Annotated in this window: 16 protein-coding genes; 3 read left to right on the top strand and 13 right to left on the bottom strand. The window is 70.3% G+C overall.

Translation table 11 applies throughout. The annotated features are described in order from the left end of the window. Nucleotides 1-55: 55 nt before the first annotated feature. The 13 genes from IEY73_RS10605 to IEY73_RS10545 form a co-directional block, all read right to left on the bottom strand. Nucleotides 56-898: an alpha/beta fold hydrolase gene (locus IEY73_RS10605; RefSeq protein ID WP_189078962.1), complete on the bottom strand. Its 843-nt coding sequence runs from the start codon at nt 896-898 to the stop codon at nt 56-58. 27 nt (nt 899-925) lie between these two features. Continuing rightward, entirely contained in the window at nt 926-2,503 is a 1,578-nt protein-coding gene (locus IEY73_RS10600; protein WP_189078961.1) for a long-chain-fatty-acid--CoA ligase, read from the bottom strand. Between the two features lie 26 nt (nt 2,504-2,529). Beyond that, nucleotides 2,530-3,969 carry a beta-ketoacyl [acyl carrier protein] synthase domain-containing protein gene (locus IEY73_RS10595; RefSeq protein ID WP_189078960.1) on the bottom strand — a complete coding sequence of 480 codons (1,440 nt, stop codon included), beginning with the start codon at nt 3,967-3,969 and terminating at the stop codon, nt 2,530-2,532. Nucleotides 3,970-3,973: 4 nt separating this feature from the next. Next, nucleotides 3,974-10,354 carry a type I polyketide synthase gene (locus tag IEY73_RS10590; RefSeq protein WP_229715738.1) on the bottom strand — a complete coding sequence of 2,127 codons (6,381 nt, stop codon included), beginning with the start codon at nt 10,352-10,354 and terminating at the stop codon, nt 3,974-3,976. Between the two features lie 20 nt (nt 10,355-10,374). Next, nucleotides 10,375-10,764 carry an acyl carrier protein gene (locus tag IEY73_RS10585; RefSeq protein ID WP_229715737.1) on the bottom strand — a complete coding sequence of 130 codons (390 nt, stop codon included), beginning with the start codon at nt 10,762-10,764 and terminating at the stop codon, nt 10,375-10,377. Then, nucleotides 10,761-11,348, bottom strand: a complete 588-nt coding sequence (locus IEY73_RS10580; RefSeq protein ID WP_229715736.1) for an FcoT family thioesterase — start codon at nt 11,346-11,348, stop codon at nt 10,761-10,763. Before IEY73_RS10580 ends, IEY73_RS10585 begins: the two co-directional genes overlap by 4 nt. A 5-nt stretch (nt 11,349-11,353) precedes the next feature. Then, nucleotides 11,354-12,553, bottom strand: coding sequence for a cytochrome P450 family protein (locus tag IEY73_RS10575; protein WP_189078958.1), 1,200 nt, complete (start codon nt 12,551-12,553; stop codon nt 11,354-11,356). 31 nt (nt 12,554-12,584) lie between these two features. Further along, nucleotides 12,585-13,472, bottom strand: coding sequence for a (3R)-3-[(carboxymethyl)amino]fatty acid oxygenase/decarboxylase (gene scoE, locus IEY73_RS10570; RefSeq protein ID WP_189078957.1), 888 nt, complete (start codon nt 13,470-13,472; stop codon nt 12,585-12,587). Nucleotides 13,473-13,676: 204 nt separating this feature from the next. Then, nucleotides 13,677-14,900 (bottom strand): beta-ketoacyl-[acyl-carrier-protein] synthase family protein, encoded by a 1,224-nt coding sequence (locus IEY73_RS10565; RefSeq protein ID WP_189078956.1) that lies wholly within the window; start codon nt 14,898-14,900, stop codon nt 13,677-13,679. 24 nt (nt 14,901-14,924) lie between these two features. Next, the gene (locus tag IEY73_RS10560; RefSeq protein WP_229715735.1) at nt 14,925-17,495 is read right to left on the bottom strand and encodes a class I SAM-dependent methyltransferase; all 2,571 of its coding nucleotides are present in this window, start codon (nt 17,493-17,495) and stop codon (nt 14,925-14,927) included. 34 nt (nt 17,496-17,529) lie between these two features. Beyond that, nucleotides 17,530-19,101, bottom strand: coding sequence for an MFS transporter (locus IEY73_RS10555; RefSeq protein ID WP_189078955.1), 1,572 nt, complete (start codon nt 19,099-19,101; stop codon nt 17,530-17,532). Nucleotides 19,102-19,193: 92 nt separating this feature from the next. Next, entirely contained in the window at nt 19,194-20,096 is a 903-nt protein-coding gene (locus IEY73_RS10550) for a sterol desaturase family protein (RefSeq protein ID WP_189078954.1), read from the bottom strand. A gap of 3 nt (nt 20,097-20,099) precedes the next feature. Further along, nucleotides 20,100-20,726 (bottom strand): lysophospholipid acyltransferase family protein, encoded by a 627-nt coding sequence (locus tag IEY73_RS10545; RefSeq protein WP_229715734.1) that lies wholly within the window; start codon nt 20,724-20,726, stop codon nt 20,100-20,102. A gap of 378 nt (nt 20,727-21,104) precedes the next feature. Between IEY73_RS10545 and IEY73_RS10540 the strand changes: the two genes are divergently transcribed. Genes IEY73_RS10540 through IEY73_RS10530 form a run of 3 tightly spaced genes read left to right on the top strand, consistent with a single transcriptional unit; the run spans nt 21,105 to nt 25,075 of the window. Next, nucleotides 21,105-22,763: an isocitrate lyase/phosphoenolpyruvate mutase family protein gene (locus tag IEY73_RS10540; RefSeq protein ID WP_229715733.1), complete on the top strand. Its 1,659-nt coding sequence runs from the start codon at nt 21,105-21,107 to the stop codon at nt 22,761-22,763. Then, nucleotides 22,764-23,951, top strand: coding sequence for a phosphonopyruvate decarboxylase (gene aepY / locus IEY73_RS10535; RefSeq protein ID WP_229715732.1), 1,188 nt, complete (start codon nt 22,764-22,766; stop codon nt 23,949-23,951). It begins immediately after the preceding gene. After that, nucleotides 23,948-25,075 (top strand): pyridoxal-phosphate-dependent aminotransferase family protein, encoded by a 1,128-nt coding sequence (locus tag IEY73_RS10530; RefSeq protein ID WP_189078951.1) that lies wholly within the window; start codon nt 23,948-23,950, stop codon nt 25,073-25,075. The genes aepY and IEY73_RS10530 overlap by 4 nt, the downstream gene beginning before the upstream one ends. Nucleotides 25,076-25,079 lie beyond the last annotated feature (4 nt).

The following is a 25,079-nucleotide window of genomic DNA, read 5'->3' as shown; positions in this document are numbered from 1 at the left end:
CCGCCGCTGGTCGACGGCGCGCAACCGACGGGCTCGATGCCAGGTTGAAAAGGGTTCACTGTTCGTCCTTGCCCGTCACGAATAAGTGCACCGCCTCGATGACCCCGGTGTCGGCGAGGATGCGCCGGTGCCCGAGCCCATGGGTGACGATCAGCTCCGCGCCCGGAAACGCCTGCGCGATCCGCTGCCCGTGCCGCACCGCGACCTCCTTGTCGTCCGCGTCGTGGACGACAAGCACCGGTGCCGTGATCTGGTCCGGTTGATAGATGGTGGAGAACCGCTCCCAGATGTCGGTCAGCGGCCGGAAATAGATCTCGGTGCGCCGGCGCAGTTCCTTGCTGATCGCGGGCCGCAACGCGAGCTGCGTGCAGAAGGCGTCGGCCAAGTCGGCGAACCGGCTGATGCCGCTGATCACCACGATGCGTTCCGTCGGCACACCGGACCGGATCGCATGAAAGGCGCACAGCACGCCGAACGAGTGCGCCACGATCGCGCGAAACGGACCGTGCTCGGCCTGCAGCCGCTCGATGATCGCGGCCTGGTCCACGATGGTGGCCGACACCCCGCCGGATTCGCCGTGACCCGGTGCGTCATAGGCCAGCAGGGGCACGCCGGCGGCGCGCAGGGCGGGCACGAAGGCAGCCCAGGACGCCGCCCGCGATTGAAAGCCGTGCACCAGCAGGACCGGGTTGGGTTCGTCACCCCACCGGTAGGTCCGCACCGGCGTGCCGTCCATGTCCAATGCGGAGACCGTCGCGGTGTCCATCACCTGCTGCTGGGCGGGCCGGATCTCGGCGCGCCGCATCGGCTCGATGAAAAGCTTGAACGCGTGACGCCCGGCAAGCCGGGGTGCTACGTACGAGATCGCGTTGAGCCGGTTACTGAGTGACGTTGCCATGGATCTCCCACCTCGAAGCGGCGCGGGTCAGTTGACCTGTCGGACCCTTCCCGACCAGAACCGGTCCCGCAAGCTACGCCGGAGGATCTTGCCGCTCGGGTTGCGCGGCAACGCATCGATGACCTCGTAGCTGCCCGGGACCTTGAACCCGGCCAGTTCACCCTGGAGAAAAAGCATCAGCTCGCGCGGCGTGGCACGGTGGCCGGGCCGCAGCACGACGAACGCGTGGACAGCTTCGCCCCACTGCTCGTGCGGGATGCCGACGACCGCGGCCTCCGCCACCGCGGGATGCTTCGCCAGCGCGCCCTCCACCTCGGCGGGATAGACGTTCTCGCCGGCGACGATCACCGTGTCCTTGATCCGGTCGCAGACGAACACGAACCCCTCGTCGTCCAGATAACCGGCATCTCCGGTGTGGATCCATCCGTCCACCAAGGTCGCCGCGGTGGCCTCGGGCAGGCCCCAGTACTCCCGCATGGCAGCCGCCGTGCGCAGACATATCTCGCCGGTCTCGCCGGCCGGCAGCAGCGTTCCGCCGGGACCGATGATCTTGACATCGATGCCCGGGTACGGGCGTCCGGCCGCCCGCAGCCGGGGGCTGCCCGACACGTGCTCGGCCGGCGGCAGGCACACGGCGGTGTTGCCGGTCTCGGTGAGCCCGTAGATCTGGGCGAACTCGCAGCCGATCTCGTCGATGCACTGCTTCAGCAGCGTCTCCGAGATGGGCGACCCGCCGTAGACCACCTTGCGGAGACTGGCGAAGTGCGCGCCGGTCACCCTCGGTTCGGACAACATCATGTGCAGCATCGCCGGCACCACGCAGGCGATCGTCACGCCGTGCCTGCGGATCACCTCGATCGCGGCGGAGCTGACGAACATCCGCATCGACACGATGGTGACGCCCGCGTTGAAGCCCTGCGTCGCCCACCAGATGCCTCCGACGTGGAAGCCGGGAATGCCGATCAGGCTGACGTCACCCGGCCGCAGGTCGATCCACTCCAGACCCTGCGACTCCATCGCATCGCGCACCACGAAGAAACTGCGCTGCGCCAAGACCACGCCCTTGGGCAGGCCGGTGGTGCCACTGGTGTAGAGCTGCGCCACCGGATCGTCCCATCCGCCGCCCTCGTCGACCGCGGAGTCGGCGTACCGGTCCTGCCACGCGCGCAACCCGCTCCCCGGGCCGTCCGGGCCGTCCAGCAGCACCACCCGCGGCGCCTGCGCCAACTCCGCGACGACCCGCTCGGCGGCCACCCGGAACTCCTCCTCGACGAACAGCACCGCGGTCTGCGAGTCGGCCAGGATGTGCCGGATCTCGGCCGGCGCCAGCCGCCAGTTGATCGGCACCAGCACCGCGCCGGCCTTCGCCGCGCCGAAGAGCACGTCGTAGTAGTGCTCGGACTCCTTGCCGAGGTAGGCCACACGCGCACCGGCGTGCGGGGCGCACGCGAGCAGACCGCGGGCCGTGCGATTGCTGCGCCGATGCAGTTCGGCGTACGTGACGCAACGGTCCTCACACAGTACGGCCGGCTGATTCGGGCGCTGCGCGGCATGGAAGGCGAGCGACTGCTGCAAGGTGCGTAGGTGCGGATAGTACAGCGACATCCGGCGAACTCCTCGTGGGTGGCTGGTCAGGACCAGACATGGGTCTCCGGCCAGAGGCGGCGCCCGACGGGCGGCCCGGCCTGCCGGCGGGCACGTGGTGACGCTCCGGCCACCGCCTCCATGAGCACGTGGGCGTTGGTGCCGGTGAATCCGAACGCGCTGACCCCGGCGACGCGGCGGGCCGCCTCGGGCCACGGCATCCGCTCGCGGGGTACGTCGATCGCCATCCGGTCCCAGGCGATGTCCGGGTCCGGCAGGTCGAAGCCCGGCTGGGCGGGGATCTGGCCGTGGCTCAGCGCCAGTGCGGCCTTCATCAGGCTCGCTGCGCCGGACGCGGTCTCCAGATAGCCCAGGTTCGCCTTGCACGAGCCGAGGTAGAGCGTGGGGGCGCCGACGCCGTCACGCCGATAAGCCGACGCCGTACTTTCCGCTTCCAGAATCCCGCCCAGCTTGGAGCCGTTCGCCTGCGCCTCCACGTAGCGCACGTCCCACGGATCGATCTCCGCAGCGCGCAGCGCATCGACCATCACCCGGCGCTGCGCGGCAACCGGCATGGCCGCCATGCCGGGGCGATCCCCCTGTTGCCAGATCGCGCTGCCGCGGATCACCGCGTACGGCGCCGGACCGCCGGGGCGCACGTCCCCGACGCGAGTGAGCACCAGAACCCCGCAGCCTTCGCCGCGGACCTGCCCGTCGGCGTCCTTCGCGAACGGACGGCTGCGGCCCGACGGCGACAGCATCCCGGCACGGTCGAACACCGCGCTGGTGAACGGCGCTACCTGCAGGTGGCAGGCGCCCACCACGGCCACGTCGCAGTCACCGCGGCGCAGCGCCGGGAGGGCGAGATGCACCGCGGTCAGCGCCGACGAGCAGGCGGTGTCCACGGTCAGCACCGGCCCGTTCAGGCGCAGCCCGGTGGCGACCCGGGCGGCAGTGGCGCTCATCGCGGCGCCGGTGCCCATCATCGGATCCAGATCCTCCGGGCGGATGCCGTTGCGCAGGTGCGCATAGTGGTACTCCACCGTGCTGACACCGGCGAAGACCCCCACCCGCACGGACGACACATCGGTGATGCCGGCGTCTTCCAGCGCCTGAGCCGCGCAGGTCAGTAGGACGCGCTGCTGCGGATCCATGTAGCGCGCCTCGTCCTCGGAGATGCCGAACCGTTCGGGTTCGAACAGGTCGACGCCGTCGATATGCACGCCGCGGGCCAGCACCTCGGCGAACGGTTGCAGGTCCGGAGCCGCGGCGTTCCATCGTGGCGGCACGCCCCGCGGTTCGGCGGGCACGATCCGCTCGTCGCACAGCGCCGCCCAGAACGCCGCCGGATCGTTGATCCCGCCGGGGAACCGGCACGCCAAGCCGGTCACGGCGATGCCCTGGACGTCCTCGGCGTGCCGCCGGGCCGCCAGCAGGATGAGCTGCTGCCGGCTCAACGACTCCAGCGAAGCGATGTACTCCTTCATCGGTTCAGAGATCCTTCAACGCGTCCAGTTCGGCGGCCACCTCGTCGGCGGTCATCTCGCCGACCACGCCCCGCCCGGCCCGCGACGGTTCCTCCGGCAGTGCGTCCTCGCCCCGTGCGGCGTCGAGCTGCTCCCCCAGGTTCTCGGCGAGCAGTTCGATGGACGGGTAGTCGAAGGCGAGCCCGGTCGGCAACGCCACCCGCAGGGACGACTCCAGGAAGTTCTTCAGCTCCACGGCGCCCAGCGAGTCGAGGCCGACGTCGAGGAACTTCGCGTCCGCCGGGACGTCGTCCGCGCCGTCGAAGTGCAGCGCGCTTGCCACGTGGGCGCGGATCAGACGGTTCAGAGCGGTCCGGCGCTCGGATTTCGGCAGCCGTGCCAACTGCTCGACGTCGACCACGTCGGCAGCGTTCCCGGTACGCCGTGCCACGCGCTGGTACAGCGGATTGGCCGCACGGCCGGCGGCCATCCGGTCCCAGTCGAACTCGCCGACCACCACCTGCGCGAGCGGATGCTGGACCACCGTCGCCAAGGCCGCCGCCCCGGGCCCAGGCCGGATGAAGCGTGTGCCCTGCGCTTCCAGATTGCGCACCAGGCGTGCCTCCAGCCCGGCTGCCATGCCCACCTCGGCCCACGGACCCCAGTTGACCGAGCTGCCCGGCCGGCCGGCCGCAGCGCGCCGCACCATCAGGGCGTCCACAAAGGCGTTGCCCGCGGCGTAGTTGGCCTGTCCCACGGATCCGATCACCGATGCGACGGACGAGTAGGCCACGAAGAAGTCCAGCTCGGCCAGTGGCGTGACCGCCTCGTGCAACAGCCACGTGCCGAGGACCTTCGGCGCGCAGACGGTCTGCACATCCTCCCAGGTCATCCGGGCCACCGGACGGTCCGCGAGCACTCCGGCCGCATGCACCACGCCGCCGAGCGGGCTCGCCCCGTCGGCCAGCTCGCGGAACAACCTGCGCACCTCCTCGGGCTGGGCGATGTCGGCCCGGTGAACCCGCACGTCGACCCCGTCCGGAAGGCGCTTGTGCAACGCGGCCAGGTCCTCCGGGTCGGGCTCGCGACGCGAGACCAGGGCGAGGCGCCGGGCGCCCAGTTCGGCCAGCTTGACGGCGGCGAGCCGACCCAGGGCGCCGAGCCCACCGGTGATGAGGTAGGTCCGGTCCGCTCGCACCGCCACCGGCCGCGCGGTGGCCGGTTCGGCGTCCAGGGACAGCACCAGCTTGCCGATGTTGGCACCCCGGCTCAACACCGCGAATGCCTCGTCCACCTCGTCCAGGGTGTACGCCGTCGTAGGCAGCGCCGAGAGCCGTCCCGCGGCGATGCCGTCGACCACCTCGGTCAGGATCTCGTGATTGATCCGGCGCAGCTCCCCGTCCGGAAATTCGCTGAGATCGAAGTGGTGGTAAGCCACGTCCGGGCGGTGCGCGGCGGCCCGGTCCGCCGACCACGCGCCGATCTTGCCCAGTTCCACGAACCGGCCACCGTGGCCGAGGGCGCGCATGCCGGCCTCGATGTAGTCCTTGTTCAGGCTGTTCAGCACGATGTCCACGCCGGCGCCGCCGGTCAGCTCCAGCACCTGACCGGCGAAGTCCAGCGAACGCGAGTTCAGCACGTGGGTCACGCCCTGCTCGCGCAGCACCGGATGCTTGTGCGGGCTCGCGGTGGCGAAGATCTCCGCGCCGGCCGCCCGGGCGAGCCGGATCGCCGCCTGACCGACGCCACCCGCGCCGGCGTGGATGAGCACCCGGTCGCCGCGTGTCATCCCGGCCAGCCGGTGCAGCGCGTAGAACGCCGTGATGTAGGCCGTCGGCAGGGCCGCCGCGTCCACGTACGACAGACCCTCGGGCATCGGCACCGCATGTGCGGACGGCACGGTCACTCGCCGACGCATCGACCCGATGTGGCTGAGAACCACGTCGTCGCCGACCGCGAAGGCGGCCCGCGGCCCGGCGGCGACGACCGTGCCGGAACCTTCGAATCCGAGCGGCAGCGGGGCGTACGGCATCCCGGTGTCGGCCGCGTGCTGCCGGAGCAGGCCCAAGGCGTTGAGCACGTCCTTAAAGTTCAGCCCGGCCGCGCGGACCTGAACCTCGATCTGGTCGTCGACCGGCGGCACGTCCGGGACCGGCACCAGGCCGACGCCGTCGAAGCTGCCGTATTCCTTCACCGCGAGCTCGGCGTTGCCGCCCTCCGGCGACTCCATCGAGTGCGGCAGGATACGGCGCACATGGCGCCCGGACGGACAATGGGCGACTTGATATTCGTCCTCACCGGCGTAGACCTCCGCCAGCAGCCGCTCGGCGTCCGCCTCCGCCGACGGCACGTCGAGCAGCGTCACCCGCAGCGCGGGGTACTCCGACCACAACGACAGCCCGAATCCCCACACGGTGCTCGCGGCCACGTGTTCGACCGCCAAGCCGGCCGGGTCGCCGGGCAGATGCTGCGCTCCCTCGGTGACCAGGTACAGCCGTACGTCGTGTCCGTCCACGGCGGACACCAGTGACAGCAGGTCGCGGAAATTGTCCTCGGTCTCGCTCCGCAGGCGGGTGACCGGGTCACCGTCCGCCGACGGGCGCCACACCCAGCACACGTCGGTGGGCCGCCGGTCGAGCACGGCCGTGACCGCCTCCGCGTTGCCGGCAAACGCCGCGTCGACCCCGTCGGCCGCCAACCGTTCGGCCAGCAACGGCATCTCGGCGGCGCTGCGGTTCGCGAGGATCAACCGCCGGTCGCCCGGCGTGCCGGTGCGCACCAGGGCTCGCTTGAGCCAGGCGACCCGGTGGAACATGCGGCTGCGTGCCCGCTCACCGGTGCGCGCCACCCGGCGGAAGCCGAGGCCACGGACCAGGACCACCACCCGGTCGCCGTCGAGCAGCAGCAAATCCGCCTCGAACTCACCGGCATGCGTGACCGACTCCCCGGTACGCCGCACCACCGCACGCAGCGTTCGCCCGCGCGGCTTGCTCAGCAGGCGCAGCCATCCGAACCGGACCGGCAGGTACGTCTGGCCGTCGTCGATCACCCCGCCGAGGCTTTGGATCACGTTGTCGAGCAGCACCGGCGGCAGATGTTCCAGGGCGCCCGCCGAGAGTCCGCGCAGTTCCGCGACGGCGGTGCCGGCATCCACCCGGCGCAGCCACCGGATGCGCTGGAACTGCGGACCGTACATCAGACCCAGGTCGGCCCACTCCGGGTAGAGGTCGGCACCGTCGCGATCGTCGGCGCCGGTCGCCGCGGCCGCCGCGCGCAGGTCCGCGACGATGGCGTCGTGCTCCCCGGCACTGACCGTTTCGTCCGCGATCCGCGCCACCGCGTGCCGACGCTCGATCGCCCCGTCCCCGGCGCCGTCCAGCGAGAGGATCTCCACCTCGTGGATGCTCGCTGCACCGGCATCGTCGGCGCCCCGCCGGAGGCGGACGTGCACTTCGGTCAGCCGCTCCTCGGACAGCAGCAGGGGTTCTCGGATCTGAACGTCGCGCAACGGCCGGGAGGTTTCTCCATGCACCGCATCCTGTGCCGCCAGCATCATCTCGACGTAGCCCGCGGCCGGGAAGACCACCTGGTCCATCACCACGTGGTCGGCCAGGTAGGCCGGATCGGCCGGGCCGATCCGGGTGCGGAACTCACGGATCCCCTCCGCCGATTGCTCCGCCGTGGTGGTCTCCTCGCCCAGCAGCGGATGGCGGGCGGGCCCGGACGCCGCGAGGCCAGCTCGCTCGTGCCGCGCGCCCTTGAGCGGCAGCCAGTACCGCCGATGCTCGAACGGATAGGTCGGAAGGTCCAGCCGTCGCGCGGGGATGCCGTCGAACACCGCGGTCCAGTCGATCCGCAGGCCGCCACCGTAGGCCGCGGCGACCGACTCCAGCAGCACGGACCCGTCCTCATCCCCGGCGCGCATGCTGGACAGCCACCGGTGACCCCGGCCCGCCGGCGTGCACCTGCGGCCCACCGCGGTCAGCGTCGGCGCCGGGCCGACCTCGATGAAGACATGCTCGCCCCGATCGTCGACAGCGCCGATGCCAGCCGCGAAGTCGACCGGTTCGGCGAGGTGCCGCACCCAGTAGTCGATCGTGCCGACCTGCTCCGGGTCGGCGATCCGGCCCGTCACGTTGGAGACGAAGGTCATCTCGATCTCGCCGAACCGGACGTCGGCCGTCTCCCGGCGGAACTGTTCGGCAACCTCGCGCATCAGCGGCGAGTGAAAGGCGTGCGAGACCGACAGCCGCCGGGTGCGCACGCCCCGGTCGGAGAGCGCCGTGGTGATCTCGGCGAGCGCGTCCACACCGCCGGAGACGACGCACTGGCCCGGCGCGTTGAAGGCCGCGAAGCTGACGTCGGCGAACCCGGCGATCAGTGGCGCGATCTCGTCGGCCGGAGCGGACACCGCGACCATGCCGCCGGGCGCGGTGACCGACTGCATGAGCCGGGCCCGGACGGCTACCAACCGCACCGCGTCGGGCAGCCGGAACAGTCCGGCCACGGTGGCCGCGACGATCTCGCCGATGCTGTGGCCGATGAGGACATCCGGCTCGATGCCGAACGAGCGCCACAGCATGGCGGCCGCGTACTCCACGGTGAACAGGGCGGGTTGGGTGTACCGGGTCTCGTCGACGCATCCCGGCTCGCCGTCGAACATCAGGTCCCGGATCGACTCGCCGAGATGGGCGGCGAACAACCTGTCGCATTCGTCGACCCGGTCCCGGAACACGGGGTATCGGTGGTAGAGGGCTCGTCCCATGCCGACGTACTGCGAGCCCTGGCCGGTGAAAAGGAAGGCGACCTTGGCGGGTGCCGGCTGAGCCGCCGGTGCGGGCTTGGCGAGCGCCGCGGCGATCTCCTCGTTGTCCCGCACCACCACGGCCGTGCGCGCGGCGAAGTCGGCCCGGCATACCGCGGCGGTGTAGCAGAGGTCGGCCGGGACGGTTTCCGGGTGCGCCGCCAGATATTCCCGGTATCGCGCCGCCTGATTCTCCAGCGCGGCCTCGGTGCGGCCGGAGAGCGCGAGCACGTACGGCCGGCCGGGCACCTCGGCGGCACCGGCCGGCCCTGCCGGGGGCGCCTGTTCGAGCAGCACGGACGAGATGGTGCCGGCGAAGCCGAACGAGTTGACCAGCGCGCGACGGGTTGGCGCGGTCCATGGCAGGCCGTCGACCGGCACCGACACGGGGTAGGTCGACCAGGGGATGTGCCGGGAGGGTTCGGTCATCCCGACGTGCGGGAATATCTCCTGGTGCACCAACTGCAGCACCGTCTTGATCACACCGCCGATCCCCGCGGCCGCCTCCATGTGCCCGATGTTGCCCTTGAGCGATCCGATCAGCACCGGCCGCTGCTGGGTGTGGGAAGCGGCGAACACCGAGTGAATCGCGCCCACCTCGATCGGGTCGCCCAGCGAGGTGCCCGTGCCGTGCGCCTCGACGTACTGCACGTCGGCGGGCTCCACCATGGCGTTTGCCAGCGCGGCCCGCATCACGGCGCCCTGGGCCGAGCCGTTGGGCACGGTCAGTCCGCCGCTCTCGCCGTCCTGGCGCACCGCGGTGCCGCGGACGAGCGCCAGGATCCGGTCGCCGTCGCGTTTGGCGTCGGAGTACCGCTTCAGCACGACGACGCCGCATCCTTCGCTGCGGCTGTAACCGTCGGCGCGGTCGTCGAAGGTCTTGCAGAAGCCGTCCGGCGACAGCATGCCGGCCTGGCTGAAGACGACGTGGTTGCGCGGATGATGGATCGCGTTCACCCCGGCGCAGAGCGCGATCGAACATTCCTTGCGGCGCAGCCCTTCGACGGCCAGGTGCAACGCCACGAGTGAGGACGAGCACGCGGTGTCGATGGCCATGCTCGGGCCGCGCCACCCGAGGAAGTAGGAGAGCCGGCCGGGTATCGCGCTGTGCGCGGTGCCGGTGCCGATGTAGGCGTCGAGGTCCGGGAAGGCCAGCGCCTCCACTTCGAGCGGGTAGTCGACGCAGCTCACACCCACGTAGACGCCGCCGTCGGACCGCCGCAGCCGGTGTGGGTCGATGCCGGCGTGTTCCAGCGCCTCCCAGCCGGTCTCCAGCACGAGCCGCGCCTGGGGATCCATGTATTGCGCCTCACGCGGGGAGATCCCGAAGAAGCGCGGGTCGAACTGGTCCATCCCGGCCAGAAACCCGCCGCCGGCGGCACGGATCTTGCCTTTGCCCCCGTCGTCCGAGGCGAATCGTCCGACGTCCCATCGGTTCGCCGGCACCGGACCGATGCCCGAGCCGCCGGATCGCAGGAAGTCCGCCAGGCCCGCCGGATCCTCGTTGTCACCCGGCAGGCGCAGTCCAATCCCGACGATCGCGATCGGCTCGTACCGTTCCAGCAACAACTCTCGCAGGAGCTCGGCGTCGGGCGCGGACATCGGTGTCTCCTCCGAGGTTCTCATGCGTCGAAGAGGTCCTTCATGAGGTCGTCGACAAGCGACTTGCGGTCGGGTGACGGGGACGGTGGCGTGTCCGGCGCCGGCGCGAACACCTCGGGCAGCGCGGTGACGAGGTTGTCCGTCAGGTCGGCGATGGTGGGGCTGGCGAACAGCACCGCCGCGTCCACCTCGCAGCCGAGCCTCGCCTCCAGCCGCTGCTTGACCTCGGTGGCCCGCAACGAGGTGAGGCCGAGATCGAAGTAGTTGTCGGTCGGAGCGAGCCTCTCGTCGTCCGTCATCAGCAATGCGCTGCGGAACTCGCTGGCCACGGCCTCCTGCAGGACTGCGCGGCGCCCCGCCGCCGGCACCCGGCGCAGAGCCATGACGAAGTCGGTGGGCAATCGATTCACGTCCCTGTCTTCTCCGGTCCGCCGACGGGCGGATTGGTGATCGCCACGCGCACCTCGCCCTGGGAGGTGCCGCCCCGGTCGTCCCAGTAGCGACACGTGGTCCGTACCACGATCAGCGGGTCGCGAACGTCGCTGCCGCCCCATTCGGCGATGTCCACCATCTCCAGTTCACCGTGGAAGTGCCGACCGCTCATGGCGCGCTTGAACGAGCTGCGGAAGTCCGTGATGAGAAAGTCGGCGAGCTGCCGGGCCCAATAGTCATCCATCGACCAGCGCGCGAACGGCTGCACCAGCCGCTCCTGCACCGACTTCGCGACGGTGTAATAGAGCATCTGGTTGTAACAGATGTTGAACTCGACCGAGTTGAAGTGCCCAGTGTCGTCGATGTAGCAGGATTCCGGGATCGTGAAGGTGCAGCGCGCGGTGACCCGACCGCCGTCGCCGGGCTCGCCGTCGGCGGTCACCTCGGCCGACTGCAGGTATTTGCAGTTGGCGCGGTAGGGCCGCAGCACGGCAGCCAGCAACGGCGGGTCGTCGGCGTGCCGGCTGATCGGCCGGAGATCGATGCTCGCGGTGTCGGTCACCGTGGTCAGACCGTCACCGGGAACTGGCGTGGCACCCGGATCAGCCACGACGGCCGCCAGTTGAGCTGATCCTGCGGAACCGCGCACGCGATGTCCGGAAAGCGCCGGACCAGTTCGCCGAGCGCGATACGCAGTTCGTTGCGGGCGAGGTCCTTGCCGGGGCAATGATGCGGCCCGCGACCGAATCCGAGCTGCTGATTGTCCGACCGGTCGAGATGGATCTCCGCGGGGCAGTCGAAGCGCTCCGGATCCCGGTTGGCCGCGCCGAGCGAGATGATGACCGTCTGCCCCGCCTCGACCTTTGCCCCGGCGATCGTCATGTCCTCAAGGGCGAAACGCCGGATGCCGCTGTGCGTCGAGCCGTCCCAGCGCATCAGCTCCTCAACCGCATCCGGGATGATCTCCGGGTTGTCGCGCATCTGCTGCGCCTTGTCCGGGTTGTTGATCAGCGCCAGCACCGAGGCACCGATCTGACCGACGGTGGTGTCGTACCCGCCCAGCAGCAAGAAGAACGTCATGCCGATCATCTCCTGATCGGTCAGCGGATTCCCCTCGTTGTCGCGGGCGCTGATCCAGTAGGAGATGAGGTCGTCGGCCGGCTCCTTCTTCTTGGCCGCGATCAGCTCTTCCACGAACGCCAGAAGCTTGCCGGACGCCACCTTCGCGGCGGCGGGGTCGTTGCCCAGCATCGCGTCGCTCCACGCGCGGAAATCCGCGCGGGTGCTGTCCGGCACGCCAAGGATGTCGGCGGTCATGGTGATCGGCAGCGGCGCGGCGAGATCCGACATGATGTCGCCGCCGCCCTTGCGCTCGATCTCGTCGAGCAGTCCGTCCACCACTTCCTGGATGCGTGGCACCAGGGCGGCCATCCGCCTGGGCGTGAAGGCGAAATTCATGAAGCGCCGCAACCGAGTGTGCAGCTCGCCGTCCTCCATGTGCAGGTTTCCGGACCGGACGATCTCCGGCAGCATCTCGTTCTGATAGTCGGGACCGGCATACCGCCGGTTACGCACCAGACGGCGGTCCTTGAGCGCCTCGCTCGCCTCGTCGTAGCGGGTGATCAGCCACACCGGGGAGCCGTCGGGCAGACACACACGGTGGATGGGCCCCTCACCGTGCAGCCGCTCGTAGGTGGGGTACGGGTTGGCGAACCAGTCTTCGTCGTACGGAGAGTCGAGATGGTGCACCGGGCACTGGGAAACCATGGTGGCGCCTTCCGAGAAGTCGGTTCGGTAGTCAGAGCGGCTTGTCGTCGTGGAACGGGAACTCGTCGTGCACCGTCACCCGGTAGGACACGGTGGGCTCGGGCGTGGTGGTGTGCAACGCCCGGTGAATCAGCGCGCGGTTGTCCCAGACCAGCAGGTCGCCCTGCTCCGGCGAGACGAGGTGGATGCCCGGAGCCTGGAAGGTCATGTCGAGTTGCCCGGTCTCCTTGAGCACCTGGTGCAGGATCCCGTCGTCGAGGCTCTTGCCGTCGGCGTCCTCGATGCCCACGGTGAAGCCCTCGCTGTTGTAAAGGACCGTGGCGCCGGTGACCGGGTGACGGAAGAAGGTGGGGTGCGCGATGGTCGGCGTCTTCCGCTCCACCTCTTCGTTGACCTCGCCCAGCGGGCGGTACACGTCGGACGGCCGGATCTTGAAATAGCGCCGCACGCTGAACAGTGACCGCGTGCCGGACAGCGACTGCTTCAGGCCCTCCGACAGACGCTGAGCGGCCTCGGTCATGTCGATGTAATAGGTGCCGCGGTTCTTGGCCGGAATCACCTGTGGGTAGATCAGAGTGAGGCCGAACGGCTTGGGCATGAACTGGTAGTCCGCATGCCAGAACTTGCCGGTCTTCGGCACGCCCACCTTCTTGTCACCGTCGCTGACATTCGACGAGACGAAGATGTCGGGCTCATCCGGGTGGTGATACATGGGCTCGTAATACGCCTCGACGCGACCCATCCGCCGTCCCATCTCGACGAACTCGGCCGGTGCCAGGCTCTGCCCCTTGAGGATCACGATCTTGTGTTCGTAGACGCTGTTCTTGAGCGCGGCGAAGTCGTCGTCGGACGCGGTGGCGGGGTCGAAACCCCGCACCGTCGCACCGAACCGCCCCTCGCCGCCGGCTTGCACGTCCATCTGCACAGTCCCATCTCAAACATCGGAAGAAACATCAACGAATGGCGAGTCGAATGGTCCCGCGGCAAAGGTAGCAGCCCCACCTAAGGCTAGGCTTATTCGTCGCTAAAGCGACGACAAAGCGACGATTTCATGGCACCTTGACCAGCGGAAACGCTAAGGCGAAGGGAAATAGAAGCGATCAAGAATGCCGAGGAATAGTCGTCATCGAGCAATCAAGAGGGCGACATTGTGCCCACCGAAACCGAAAGAGTTGTTCAAAGCAACGGGAATGTCGAAATAGCGTGGCTTGTCCGTCGCAACGTCCATGCCGAGCAGACCGTCCGGCTCGTCAAGGTTCACCGTGGGTGGGACGACGCCGTGGTGCACCGCCAGCACCGTGACGACCGATTCCACCGCCCCGGCCGCACCGAGCAGGTGGCCGGTCATCGACTTGGTGGCGGTGAGCACCGCATGCTCCCCCACCGCGGCGCGCAGCGCCGCCAGCTCCGCCAGATCGCCGGAGGGAGTGCTGGTGGCGTGCGCGTTGACGTGCGCCACGTCCACGCCGGACAGACCGGCGTCGCGCAGCGCCGCCAGAATGGCGCGGCGAGCGCCCTCCCCCTCCGGGTGCGGAAGCACCATGTCGTATCCGTCCGAGGAGATGCCGGCGCCGACGATGCGCGCGTACGGCCTGGCCCCGCGGGCGGCGGCATGCGCCGCCCGTTCCAGGACAAGCGCACCCGCGCCCTCACCGACCACGAAGCCGTCCCGCGCCATGTCCCACGGCCGCGACGCGCGTTCCGGCTCGTGGTTGCGGGTGGACATCGCCTTCATCGCCGCGAACGCCGCGATCGGCAGCGGCGCGATCGCCGCCTCCACTCCGCCGGCCAGCACCACGTCGGCACGCCCGGTGCGCAACAGGTCCCGAGCCAAGGCCACGGACTCGGCTCCGGTGGCGCAGGCGCTGGCCATCGAATGCACTCCGGCCCGCGCGCCGAACGCCACACCGATCTGTGCCGCCGGCCCGTTCGGCATGATCATGATGGGCGTGTGCGGGGAGACCCGTCGCGCTCCTGCCGTCTCCAGAATGTCGTCCTGGCCGAGCAGCGTCTGCACCCCGCCGATGCCGCTGCCGAAACTCACGGCGAGCCGATCCGGGTCCGCACCCCCGCCGTCCAAGCCGGCGTCTCGCCACGCCTGCCCGGCGGCGATCAGCGCCAGCGCCTCCGCACGATCCAGCCGGCGAAGCCGTACGCGGTCCAGCACCGCGGCCGGCTCGACGGCGGCCGGTGCCGCGATCCGCACCGGCAGGCTCCGCGCCCATTCCTCGGTGAGCGCGCGCACCCCGGACCGGCCGGCCAGCATCGCCTCCCAGGTGGCCGCGACATCGCCGCCCAGCGGGGTGGTCGCGCCCAGACCGGTCACCACCACGTCGTCCGCCCGCATGTCAGCGCCCTCCCCGGCGATCGGTCATCGGGCGTACGCCCCGAAGGTCCAGCGAATGCTGAGCCCGGACGCGGTCGCGGCGGGCCCCCGCCGGAAACCGGGCAGGACGCGCGCGATCAGCGCCTCGACGAGCGCGGCCCGGCGCAGCGGGTCGGCCACCTCGGGCAGGTATTCGGCGGCGTTGGAGGGCACCAGCAGGGTGTCCCGGATCTCATCCGGCTGGATCTCGTAATCGGCGTGGTGGAGTTCGCCGGTCAGACGCCGACCGAAGGCGGCCGCCAGGTCGGCGGCATCGTGCGGCCGGGCCAGGATCCGCCGCCCGGCGCGCCGGTCCGCGGACGCGGACCGGGCGGTTCGGACCTCACGCAGCAGGTCGCGCATCTGCGGCGGCCAGTCCCCGTCCAGCGGCTCGTCGAGCGCCGCGGCCCGGACCGCACGATTGACGTCATGAAACAGGCACGCGCCAGGCCCGGCCGGACCGATGTCCGGTGAGCTCCACAGCAGCTCACCGTGCGGGCGCAGCACTGCCTCGATGTCCGCCACCACCCGATCCAGCGCGGTGGCCGGGACCAGATGGAAGACCATGCTCGCCAGCACCAGGTCGACTTCTGCGGCACCGACGATGTCCGGCAGCGGGCGGAAGCCACCGGCGGCGTCCCGCAAGTCGTGGCACCGCACCCAGGGGTGGCTCGCCAACAGACGGCGCCCCTGCGCGAACCAGTCACCCGGCAGATCCACCAGATGCACTTCCAGGCGGGCGCCGGCACCGGCCATCCGATCCGCGAAGCGTCGCTCCCGCAGCGCCTTCAGCAATTCGATGGCGCACAGTCCGGTGCCCGAGCCGTAGTCCAGCACCCGCAAGGTCTCGCCCGGCCGGACCACGGCCAGCCGCCGTTCCAGGGCGCGCACCGCGCGGCCGACCAACCATCCGGTGGGTCCGGCCGACCATTGCCGTGGCCGACGGATGTCGCCCCCCTCGAACAACAGAGTGTGCAGGCCCCAACCGTCGCCGCTGCCCGCCGAGGCCGGCGTGGCCTCCGGAATGCCACGCGTCTCCACCGGCATGAGCCGGTTCAGGCTGACCGCGACGAACGGCTGCCGGCGGGGATAGCGGCGGCTCTCCGAGAGCACCGGTTCGAGCCCGGCGGCGCGGCAACTCCGCAGCCAGTCGGCGTGATCGATCGGGTACTGGTGTGACAACCCGTGGTAGGTCTCGAAGGCCACCGCGTGCGTCTCGCCGAGATGCTGCCGGGCGATGTGCGGCGCCAGACTGTGTGCCTCCAGGACCAGCAGACCGTGCTTCCGGACGTACGGCGCCCACCGGCGCAGATGTGCGACGAGGTCGTCCTGGACCGCGTGCTCGGACAGTGCGGCGCCGTCCGGGTCCAGAAAGGCGCCGTCCGCGTGCGCCCGGCCGTCCGGTTGACGCGCCTCGCCCCGGTACGGCCGGTCGTGGTCGATGAACGAGCGCACATGCAGGCCCTGCCGGATGTCGATGCCGCGCGCGCGGAGTTCGTCGGCGATGCCGTCCGGCGCGCCGATGTCTCCGGCCAGCAGCACGGCCGGAATGTCGTGCGCGGCGAGCACCCGGCGCGCCTCGTCGAGAGCCGCCTGGTTGGGATCGATGCCGACCATCGTCAGCGGATGCTCCGCGAAGAACGCCCCACGCAGCGTACGGTCGCGGATCGCCTGATAGAGCTCGACCAGCCAGCGTCCGTTACCGCACCCGGTGTCCGCGATGAAGCGGGGTTGCTCGGCGAGGTCGGGCCGGTTGAACAGATCCATCACGACGGCCAGCGTGTCGCGGAAGTACCGGCCATGCGCAGCACCGCTGGCATGCACGTTCAACGCCCGGTTCACATGCCACTCCGGAACGGCGTCCGGCCGGACCACCAGCGTGCCCCGCAGCAGGTCCGGCAGACGCCCGAACATCGGCAGATAGGAGGCGCTCATGCCGAAAGTCCCGGCATACCGCCGCGCGGCGTCGGCGGACCAGCCGCTGCGCTCCAGCAGATCGCTCGCGCCGTCCGGCAGCCGCACCGCCGGGCCGCTCAGCAGCAGCGGAATGATCACCGCTCCGTCCAGATGGCCGGCCACCGTGGCGCGCACCGCGGGCGGCAACGCGTCCGTGCCCCACCGGCCACCCGCACGATCGAGGACCTCCGCGAACCGTTTGATCGAATCGGCCGACCACGGCCGCGTCCAGGCGTCACGGTCGGCGTCCCGGAAGGTGACCAGGTAGCGGCCGATCGCCCGGTAATCCTCGTGCAGCGCGGCGACCGCCCGGCCGTCGTCGGTCCACCGCAGGCGGGTGGATTCGGGTGTGCCCGCGGGCGCGTCTGCCAGCCAGCCCTGTGCGGCCAGGCTACGCAGCACCACGCGCAGCGAGCCGAACCCGGACGGCGGCAGCCCGGGCAGCAGGTCCGCCACCGTCCGGTCGCGACACAGCGACGGCGCCAGGACACCGATCTCGTCCAGGGCCAGCAGGACGCAGGAGAGCACCAAACCGTCCTGCGCGAGGAACGCCGCCCGGCGCAGCGAGGCACCGGCACGCTCGGGCGCCGCGGTGACGGTGGGGGTTGCGGAAGTCTGCATAGCCGTCCTATCCGAAGGAGTGCTCACTGAGGGGTTAGGTGCTCTCGGAGCCGGACGGGCTTCGTCCGGCGAGCGCCGCGAGCGCTCCGGCGAAGGCCAGGACCGCCGTCACGGCCAGCGCGGTGTCCATGCCGTCGACGAAGGTCGTGTCCGCGATCGTGTTCAAGAGCCGGGCCCCGGCTCCGGTGATTCCCGTCGGCGGGTCACCGACGGCGACGTGCTGGACCGCCGCTGCCCGGTCCGCGACAACCAGGCCGGCGGCGTGCAACCGGTCCGGCAGTAGTGCGCCGACGCGGGCGGCAACGACCGCGCCGAGGACCGCCGTGCCCAAGCTGCCGCCGATCTGCATGGCGGTCTGCTGGAGGCCGCCGGCCACCCCGGCGGCGCTCACCGGCGCGCCACCGATGATCATCCGGGTGGCGCCGATGACCACGGGGCTGAAGCCGACGCCCAGAAGGACGAACCAGACGGTCAGCGCGTGGATGTCCGCTCCCGCTCCGAGCCGCATCACGCCCAGCAGGGCGACGCCGGTGAGCGTCATGCCCACCGCCACCGGGATCCATGGACCGGTCCGGGACATCACCGAACCGGCGATCGGGCCACCGGCGACCATCACCAGGGTCAGCCAGAGCACCTGGATGCCGCATTGGGCGGGGGTGAGCCCCAGCACGTTCTGCAGATAGAAGGTGAGCAGGAACGGCACACCGAAAAGCACGAAGGAGATCAGCGCCATCAGGGTGACGCCGATCGCGACCGGTCGGAGGCGGAACAGCGACAGCGGCATCAGCGGGTCGGCGGCCCGTCGCTCGCGCCGCAGGAACAGCGCGCCGACCAGCGCGGCGACGACGAACGCGGCGACGATCCACGGACCGGTGAAGCCCCGCTGGGGTGCGTTCGTCACGGCCCACAGCAGCGCCGCCAGAGTGGTCGACAGCAGCAGCAGCCCGGGCAGATCGAACGGCGCCCGCACCGCGGAGGGACCCGTCCCCCGCACGAACAGCAACGCGATGGCCACCGTCACGACGCCGATCGGCACGTTCAGGAAGAACGCCGCCTGCCAGTTGAGATGCTCCACGACGAGGCCGCCCAGGATCGGGCCGGCCGCGGTGGAGGCGCCCAGGACCGCGCTGCGGACGGCGATCGGCATCATCAGCCGCTCGGGCGGGAACGCCACCCTCAGCAGGGCGAGCGTCGCCGGCTGCAGGACGGCGCCGAACAGCCCCTGCACCACGCGCAGCGCAATGACCAGGGCGATCGTCCCGGACAGTCCGATCAGGACCGAGGTGATGGTGAAACCGGTGACCCCGATCAGGAACATCCGACGGTGGCCGAACCGGTCGCCGAGCTTTCCCGCGCCGACCAGAAGGACAGCCACCGCGAGCAGGTATCCGGTGGTGACCCACTGCACCTGGGGAAGGGAGGCGGACAGCTCCTGCTGAATCACCGGCTGGGCCACGGTGACCACCATGCTGTCCAGGGCGACCATCATCGCCCCGCACGACACCACGATCAGCGTCAGCCAGGGATGCCCGCGGAGCGCCGGGCGTCGGCCGGCGTCCGGCACCGTACGGTCGTCGCCACGCGCGTCCGCTGATCTCGTATCCACCATGGTCCCCTAGCTCCGGCAGGCGGCCGGTGTCGGCGGCCTCCGTGTCGGCCGGGACGGACATCTCGGCCCGCACGATATGACCGCCGCCGTCAGTTCACGACGGCCGGCGCGGTTGTCAGCGCGCCGTCGACGGTGGGACGGTCCACATCGGCGGGCTCCCATCCGGGCGGTCCGAAGATGTATCCCATGCGGTGCCGGAAGGTGCGGGCACGCCGGACGTCACGCACCATGGCGGCGAATTCGTGCACTTGGATGCGCCAGATGCTGTGCGTCCCGATCTGCGTGGTGAGCCCGTACACGGGCCGTCGAATCTCCGGTTGGAAGGTGCCGAAGAGCCGATCCCAAATGATCATCACGCTGGCGAAGTTCTTGTCCAGGTATTCCGCATCGCTGCCGTGATGCACCCGGTGGTGTGACGGCGTGACGAGCACCAACTCGATTGGCCGGGGCAGCTTGCCGATCTTCTCGGTGTGCACGAAGAGGCCGTACACCAAATGCAGGGAGTGCATGGTGAAGACCATCCACGGTGGCACACCGAGCAAGGGCAGCGGCAACCAGATGATCTTTTCGAACCACTGCGCCCACTTGCGCCGCAGCGCCACCGAGATGTTCAGGTACTCGCTCGAATGGTGCACCTGGTGGCCGGCCCACATCAGGCGGACGCGGTGCGCCATGCGGTGGTACCAGTACAGCAGGATGTCGACGCCGAAGAAGAGGAGGACCCAGGTGTACCAGGCCCCCGGGTCCAGATGCCAGGGCGCGACGTAGACCCACACCAGGGCGTAGAGCGCCAGCGCGGCGGTGCGCATCACGGTGGACACCACCAATGCGCCCAGCCCGGTCAGCACGTTGGCCTTCAGGTCTCGCCGGTCGTAGCCCTTGACGTCGTCGTCCAGATAGGTGGCGATGATCTCGATCACGATGAGCAGCGCGATCGCCGGCAGCGCATAAACGGCCGGATCATGCAGCCGATCGAGCAACTGTTCCCACATGAGTCAGCCTCCGATTCTCGTCGAGGTCTCGACGGGTGCCGTCTTGTCCACGGATCCGTACCGGTCGACGTAGTCGAGGCCGGACAGCCGCTGAATCTCGTGCATGATCTGGTCGGTGACCGTGCGACGCAGCCGCGGATCGGTCTCCGAACCGGTGAAGGTCATCGGCGCGCCGAACCGCATGGCGAAGCGGGCGGGCCGGGGCATCGTGCTGCCCAGCGGCTGCACCCGGTCCGTCCCCGCAAGGCCGCACGGAACCACCGGCACCCCGGTGGCGAGCGCCAGGAAACCGACGCCGGTACGGCCCTTGTGCACCCGACCGTCCGGCGAGCGGGTGCCCTCCGGATGGATGCCGAAGATCCGGCCCTCGTCGAGCACCGACCGCGCGGCGTCCAGGGCGGCCGTTGCTCGCCGGCCACCGTCACGCTCCACCGGAACGATCTCGATGGCACGGAAGAACGCCGCCCCCAAGCGGCCCTTGAGCCCTCCCCCGGCGAGGCGCTCGGCTTTGCCGATGAAGACCACCGGACGCCGCGTCGCCAGAGAAATAAAAACATGGTCGGAAAAAGACAAGTGATTGGCCGCGATGATGCACGGCCCAGCCGTTGGAATGTGGCGCGTTCCCGACACCCGAGGACGGCACACCACCCTCACCAGAGTGGAAACCGCGAACCGCGCGAATCTCCGCAACAAATGAATACCTCCCTGCACCGAGCACGACTCGACGAGGAACTTCCCTGTTCGCGAGGAGGCGGGACTCCGCTCGTCAATTCGGCGGCCTCGATGCTAGCAGCGCATTTAGGGCTCCCTCTGAAACGCTCCTAAATGGCCGCTAAATCAGACCGTTCACAAACTTTGCATCTCCGCTAAATTTGCGCGCAGGCGCTGGCGGATCCGGAATGCCGCCGTTTACCGTCGGTCCGCAAATCCGTTCGCCTCGTGCGAACTCTCGGCATGCCGACGTGGGTAAGCCGGGCTTGCCCTCAGCCGGCAACGGAGGAATGTGTCTTGACGTACACCATCGAGCACGCTGGCGGTCGCATCGAGCACGCTGGCGGTCGCACTGTGCCGTCCATTCGCGGCGCCGCCCGGCTCCGTCAGGCGTTCGACCGTCCCGGACCGGTTCGCATCGCAGGTGCGCACAACCCCCTCGGCGCGCGTCTGGCCGAACGCGCCGGCTTCGACGGCGTCTGGTCGAGCGGGCTGGAGATCTCCGCCTCACACGGCGTTCCGGACGCCGACATCCTCACCATGAGCGAGTTGCTCGCCGTCGCGCGGTCCATGGCCATGGCGGTGGATCTGCCGGTCGTCGCGGACTGCGATGCTGGTTACGGCAACGCCAACAACGTGATGCACATGGTGCGCCAGTATGAGGCCGCGGGCATCGCCGCGGTGTCCATCGAGGACAAACCCTTCCCCAAGCTGAACAGCTTCGTGCCCGGCCGCCAGGAACTCGTGCCGATCGACGAATTCGCCGGAAAGATCGCCGCCGCCAAGGCCGCACAGAGCCATCCCGACCTGATGGTCATCGCCCGCATCGAGGCGCTGATCGCCGGGTGGGGCATGGCCGAAGCGCTACGCCGTGGGCACGCCTATGTGGAAGCCGGCGCCGATGCCGTGCTCATCCACGCCAAGGGCGACAGCCCCGAACCGATCATGACGTTCCTCCAGCGCTGGCGCCTGCCCGTGCCCGTGGTTGTGGTGCCCACCACTTATCACACGGTCACCGCCGACGAACTGCACCGAGCCGGCGCCCGCATGGTGATCTACGCGAACCAGGGTCTCCGGGCCAGCATCGCGGCCGTCAGCGAAACCTTCGCGGCCATCCTGCGCGACGGGCGCACCACCGAGATCGAGCCCAGCATCGCGCCGCTGTCGACGGTCTTCGATCTGCAGGGCGTCGCCCGCCTCCAGGAGCAGGAGGACCGCTTCCTGCACCGGCGGGGCCAGCAGGTACGCGCCGTCATGGTGAGCGGGGCGAGGACCGCACCGCCCCTCGGTGTTCCGGGCAGTCCGGCGAGCATCACCATCGCCGGGTCCACCGTCCTGGAGCGACAGGCCGGTGCGCTGCGGCGGGCCGACGTCCAGGACATCAGCGCGTGCGCGGACGTGGCGGGCGCGGCAGCGGCGGGCGTGACCCGGTGTCCCGCGGACACCGCCGAGGCTCTCGCGTCCCTCGGCACCCAATTCTCCGGCCGGACCGTCGTGACAGCGTCCGACGTCCTGTTCGACCCGGGACCGCTGCGACAACTCCTCGCCGAGCCCTCGGACATCGCTGTCCTCGTCGACGTCGGCGTGCCGGGGCCCGGACACCGGGCGCCGGACGCCTGCGGAGTCACGCTCGACTCCTGGGGTACGAACGGGCGACGGATCTGCGGCGACGGTGTTCCGCGGCTCACCGCCCTCGGTGTGCCCGATGCGGAGGCCGACGCCGAGTTCGCCGGCGCTGCGGTGCTGTCGGCGAAGGGCTTCGCCGCGTTGCACGACGCCGCGGTCGCTCGGCGGGCGGGCGGTCACCCCTGCGCCACGCTCGCCGAACTGCTCGCCGACTTGGTCGCGGCAGGCTGGCCGGTACACGCGGTCGAGATCGCCTCCGGGTGGGCCGAGCTGCGCACCGCCGACGACCTGCGCCGGGTCTCCGCGCTCCTCACCCGTGACGAGGCGTAGGTGGCACCCGCCGCCCGGCTGGACGCCGCAACGATCGTCGGCACGCTGCTGGACGAGGGCTTCGGGCCGTTCACCGGGGTGCCCTGCTCATTCCTCGGTCCGGTGATCAGCCATCTTCAGCGTCATCGGCCAGACCAGTACCTGATCAGCGGTAACGAGGGCGAGGCCGTAGCGGTTGCGGTGGGTGCCCGGCTCGCCGGGCGGCTGCCGGTGGTGCTCCTGCAGAATTCCGGTCTGGGCAACGCCGTGAACCCGCTCACCTCGCTGTGCCACACCCTCCGGGTCCCGGTCCTGTTGCTTGTCACTTGGCGCGGTGAACCGGGGCGCCCGGATGAGCCGCAGCATGAGCTGATGGGCCGGATCACCGGCGATCTGCTGGACGCGATGGAGATCCGGAACGAGGTGCTCCGGCCCGATCCGGATGCGTTCGCCGCCACGATCGCCGGCGCACGACGGCACATGGAAATCACCGGCCGACCGTTCGCGCTGGTGGTGCCGAAGGGCTCGGTCGCGCCCGAGCCGGGCGCGGACGACCGGAGCGTCGCCGGAGCCACGCTACGACGCGCCGCGGCGATCGGTCACGTGATGTCCGCGCTGGACGACAGCGTGCTGGTCGTGGCGACCACCGGCAAGACGGCCCGGGAACTGGAACGTGACCGCGACCGGCCGGGCAACCTCTATGTGGTCGGTTCGATGGGGTGCGCGTCGAGCGTCGCGCTCGGCCTGGCGCTGCACGCCCCGCACCGGCGGGTCGTGGTGTTGGACGGCGACGGAGCCGCGCTCATGCGCCTGGAGGCGATGGCCGGCATCGGCGGGCACGCCCCCGCCAACCTGCTGCACATCGTGCTCGACAACGAGTCGTACGAGTCGACCGGCGGCCAGCCGACCATGTCCGGCTCGGTCGATCTGCCGGGCGTCGCGCGCGCCTGCGGCTACCACGACGCGGCGAGCGTGTCCGAGGGTCCGGCCATCCGCGCGGCGGTGCGCCGTGCCGTGCGCGCGGATGGCCCACGGCTCATCCGGATACCCATCGTGCCCGGCTCGCATCCGGGGCTGGGCCGGCCCGCGTTGGCACCACCGGCATCCGCGGCTCGATTCCGCGCCGCCGTAGCCGACATGCCACCCGTTGCCGACGGCACGTCCGCACACCGGTCGGCGGCGGCCCGTACGGCAGGGGCAGCACGATGAGCACTGAGACCGTTCGCCCTCCGCGGCAGATCCTGATGAACCCGGGTCCGGTGAACGCCGACGAGCGGGTGCGCGCCGCCCTGACGGGCCCGGACATATGCCATCGCGAGGTCGAGTTCACCGAGCTGCTGGACCGTGTCCGGGACCGGGTGACGCGGATCTGCGGCGGCGACGACGACCACGCCGCGGTGGTGCTCACCGGCTCCGGAACCGCTGCGGTGGAGGCGGCCATCAGCTCGGCGGTACCGCCGGGCCGCGGCGTGCTGGTGGTGGACAACGGCCACTACGGGCGTCGGATGCACGACATCGCCCAGGCGTACGGGATTCCCCGTCGCCTTCTGGAACTCGGTTGGGGCACACGCATCGACCCGGACATGATCGGCCGGGAACTGGCCGCCGATGAACGGCTCAGCCACGTGCTGATCGTCCACCACGAGACCAGCACGGGCATGCGCAACGACGTGCGGGCCGTCGCCGCCCAAGCGCACCGGCACGACCGTCAGGTGATCGTGGACGCGGTCAGCAGCGTCGGCGCCGAGCCGCTCGGCCTGCGGACGGACGGCATCGACTGGCTCGCCGGCTCGGCGAACAAGTGCCTGGAGGGCATGCCCGGTCTGAGCTTCGTCTGCGGCAGTCGCGCCGGATTCGCCGACCTGGAAACTCTGCCCCGACGGGGCTACTCCCTGGATCTGCATCGGCACTACGCCGCGCAGGAGACAGCCGGCGCCCCCGCCTTCACCCCGGCGGTACCGGCCTTCTACGCCTTCGACGTCGCCCTCGGGCTCGCCCTGGACGAGGGCGTGGCGGCCCGCGGAGCCCGCTATGCGCGGCTGGCCGAACGGCTCCGCGCCGGTCTCGTGCGGCTGGGTTTCCGGCTCCTGCTCGACCGCGACGATCGCGCGGTAAGCCTGACCGCCGCGGCGCTGCCGGTCGGGATCTCGTTCGCCACCGTCCACGACGGCATGCGGCGGGCCGGATTCGTCGTCTACCCGGCGCAGGAGTCGTTGGCCGACGGTCACCTGCGGCTCTCCACCATGGGCACGATGACCGCCGCCGACGTGGACTGCTTCCTGGAACGGCTGGGTGCGCTCGTCGCATCGGCCCCGACCGGAGAAACGAGGTGATCCG

The organism is Mangrovihabitans endophyticus, assembly GCF_014646155.1.
Classification (GTDB): domain Bacteria; phylum Actinomycetota; class Actinomycetes; order Mycobacteriales; family Micromonosporaceae; genus Actinoplanes; species Actinoplanes endophyticus.
The sequence above is the reverse complement of the archived record's forward strand: the minus strand, read 5'-3'. Positions and strand labels throughout refer to the sequence as shown.

Excerpts from the sequence above, each read along its gene's own strand:
- IEY73_RS10605 (WP_189078962.1), bottom strand. The coding sequence starts at position 898 with ATGGCAACGTCACTCAGTAACCGGCTCAACGCGATCTCGTACGTAGCA.
- IEY73_RS10600 (WP_189078961.1), bottom strand. The coding sequence starts at position 2,503 with ATGTCGCTGTACTATCCGCACCTACGCACCTTGCAGCAGTCGCTCGCC.
- IEY73_RS10595 (WP_189078960.1), bottom strand. The coding sequence starts at position 3,969 with ATGAAGGAGTACATCGCTTCGCTGGAGTCGTTGAGCCGGCAGCAGCTC.
- IEY73_RS10590 (WP_229715738.1), bottom strand. The coding sequence starts at position 10,354 with ATGTCCGCGCCCGACGCCGAGCTCCTGCGAGAGTTGTTGCTGGAACGG.
- IEY73_RS10575 (WP_189078958.1), bottom strand. The coding sequence starts at position 12,553 with ATGGTTTCCCAGTGCCCGGTGCACCATCTCGACTCTCCGTACGACGAA.
- scoE (WP_189078957.1), bottom strand. The coding sequence starts at position 13,472 with ATGGACGTGCAAGCCGGCGGCGAGGGGCGGTTCGGTGCGACGGTGCGG.
- IEY73_RS10565 (WP_189078956.1), bottom strand. The coding sequence starts at position 14,900 with ATGCGGGCGGACGACGTGGTGGTGACCGGTCTGGGCGCGACCACCCCG.
- IEY73_RS10560 (WP_229715735.1), bottom strand. The coding sequence starts at position 17,495 with ATGCAGACTTCCGCAACCCCCACCGTCACCGCGGCGCCCGAGCGTGCC.
- IEY73_RS10550 (WP_189078954.1), bottom strand. The coding sequence starts at position 20,096 with ATGTGGGAACAGTTGCTCGATCGGCTGCATGATCCGGCCGTTTATGCG.
- IEY73_RS10530 (WP_189078951.1), top strand. The coding sequence starts at position 23,948 with ATGAGCACTGAGACCGTTCGCCCTCCGCGGCAGATCCTGATGAACCCG.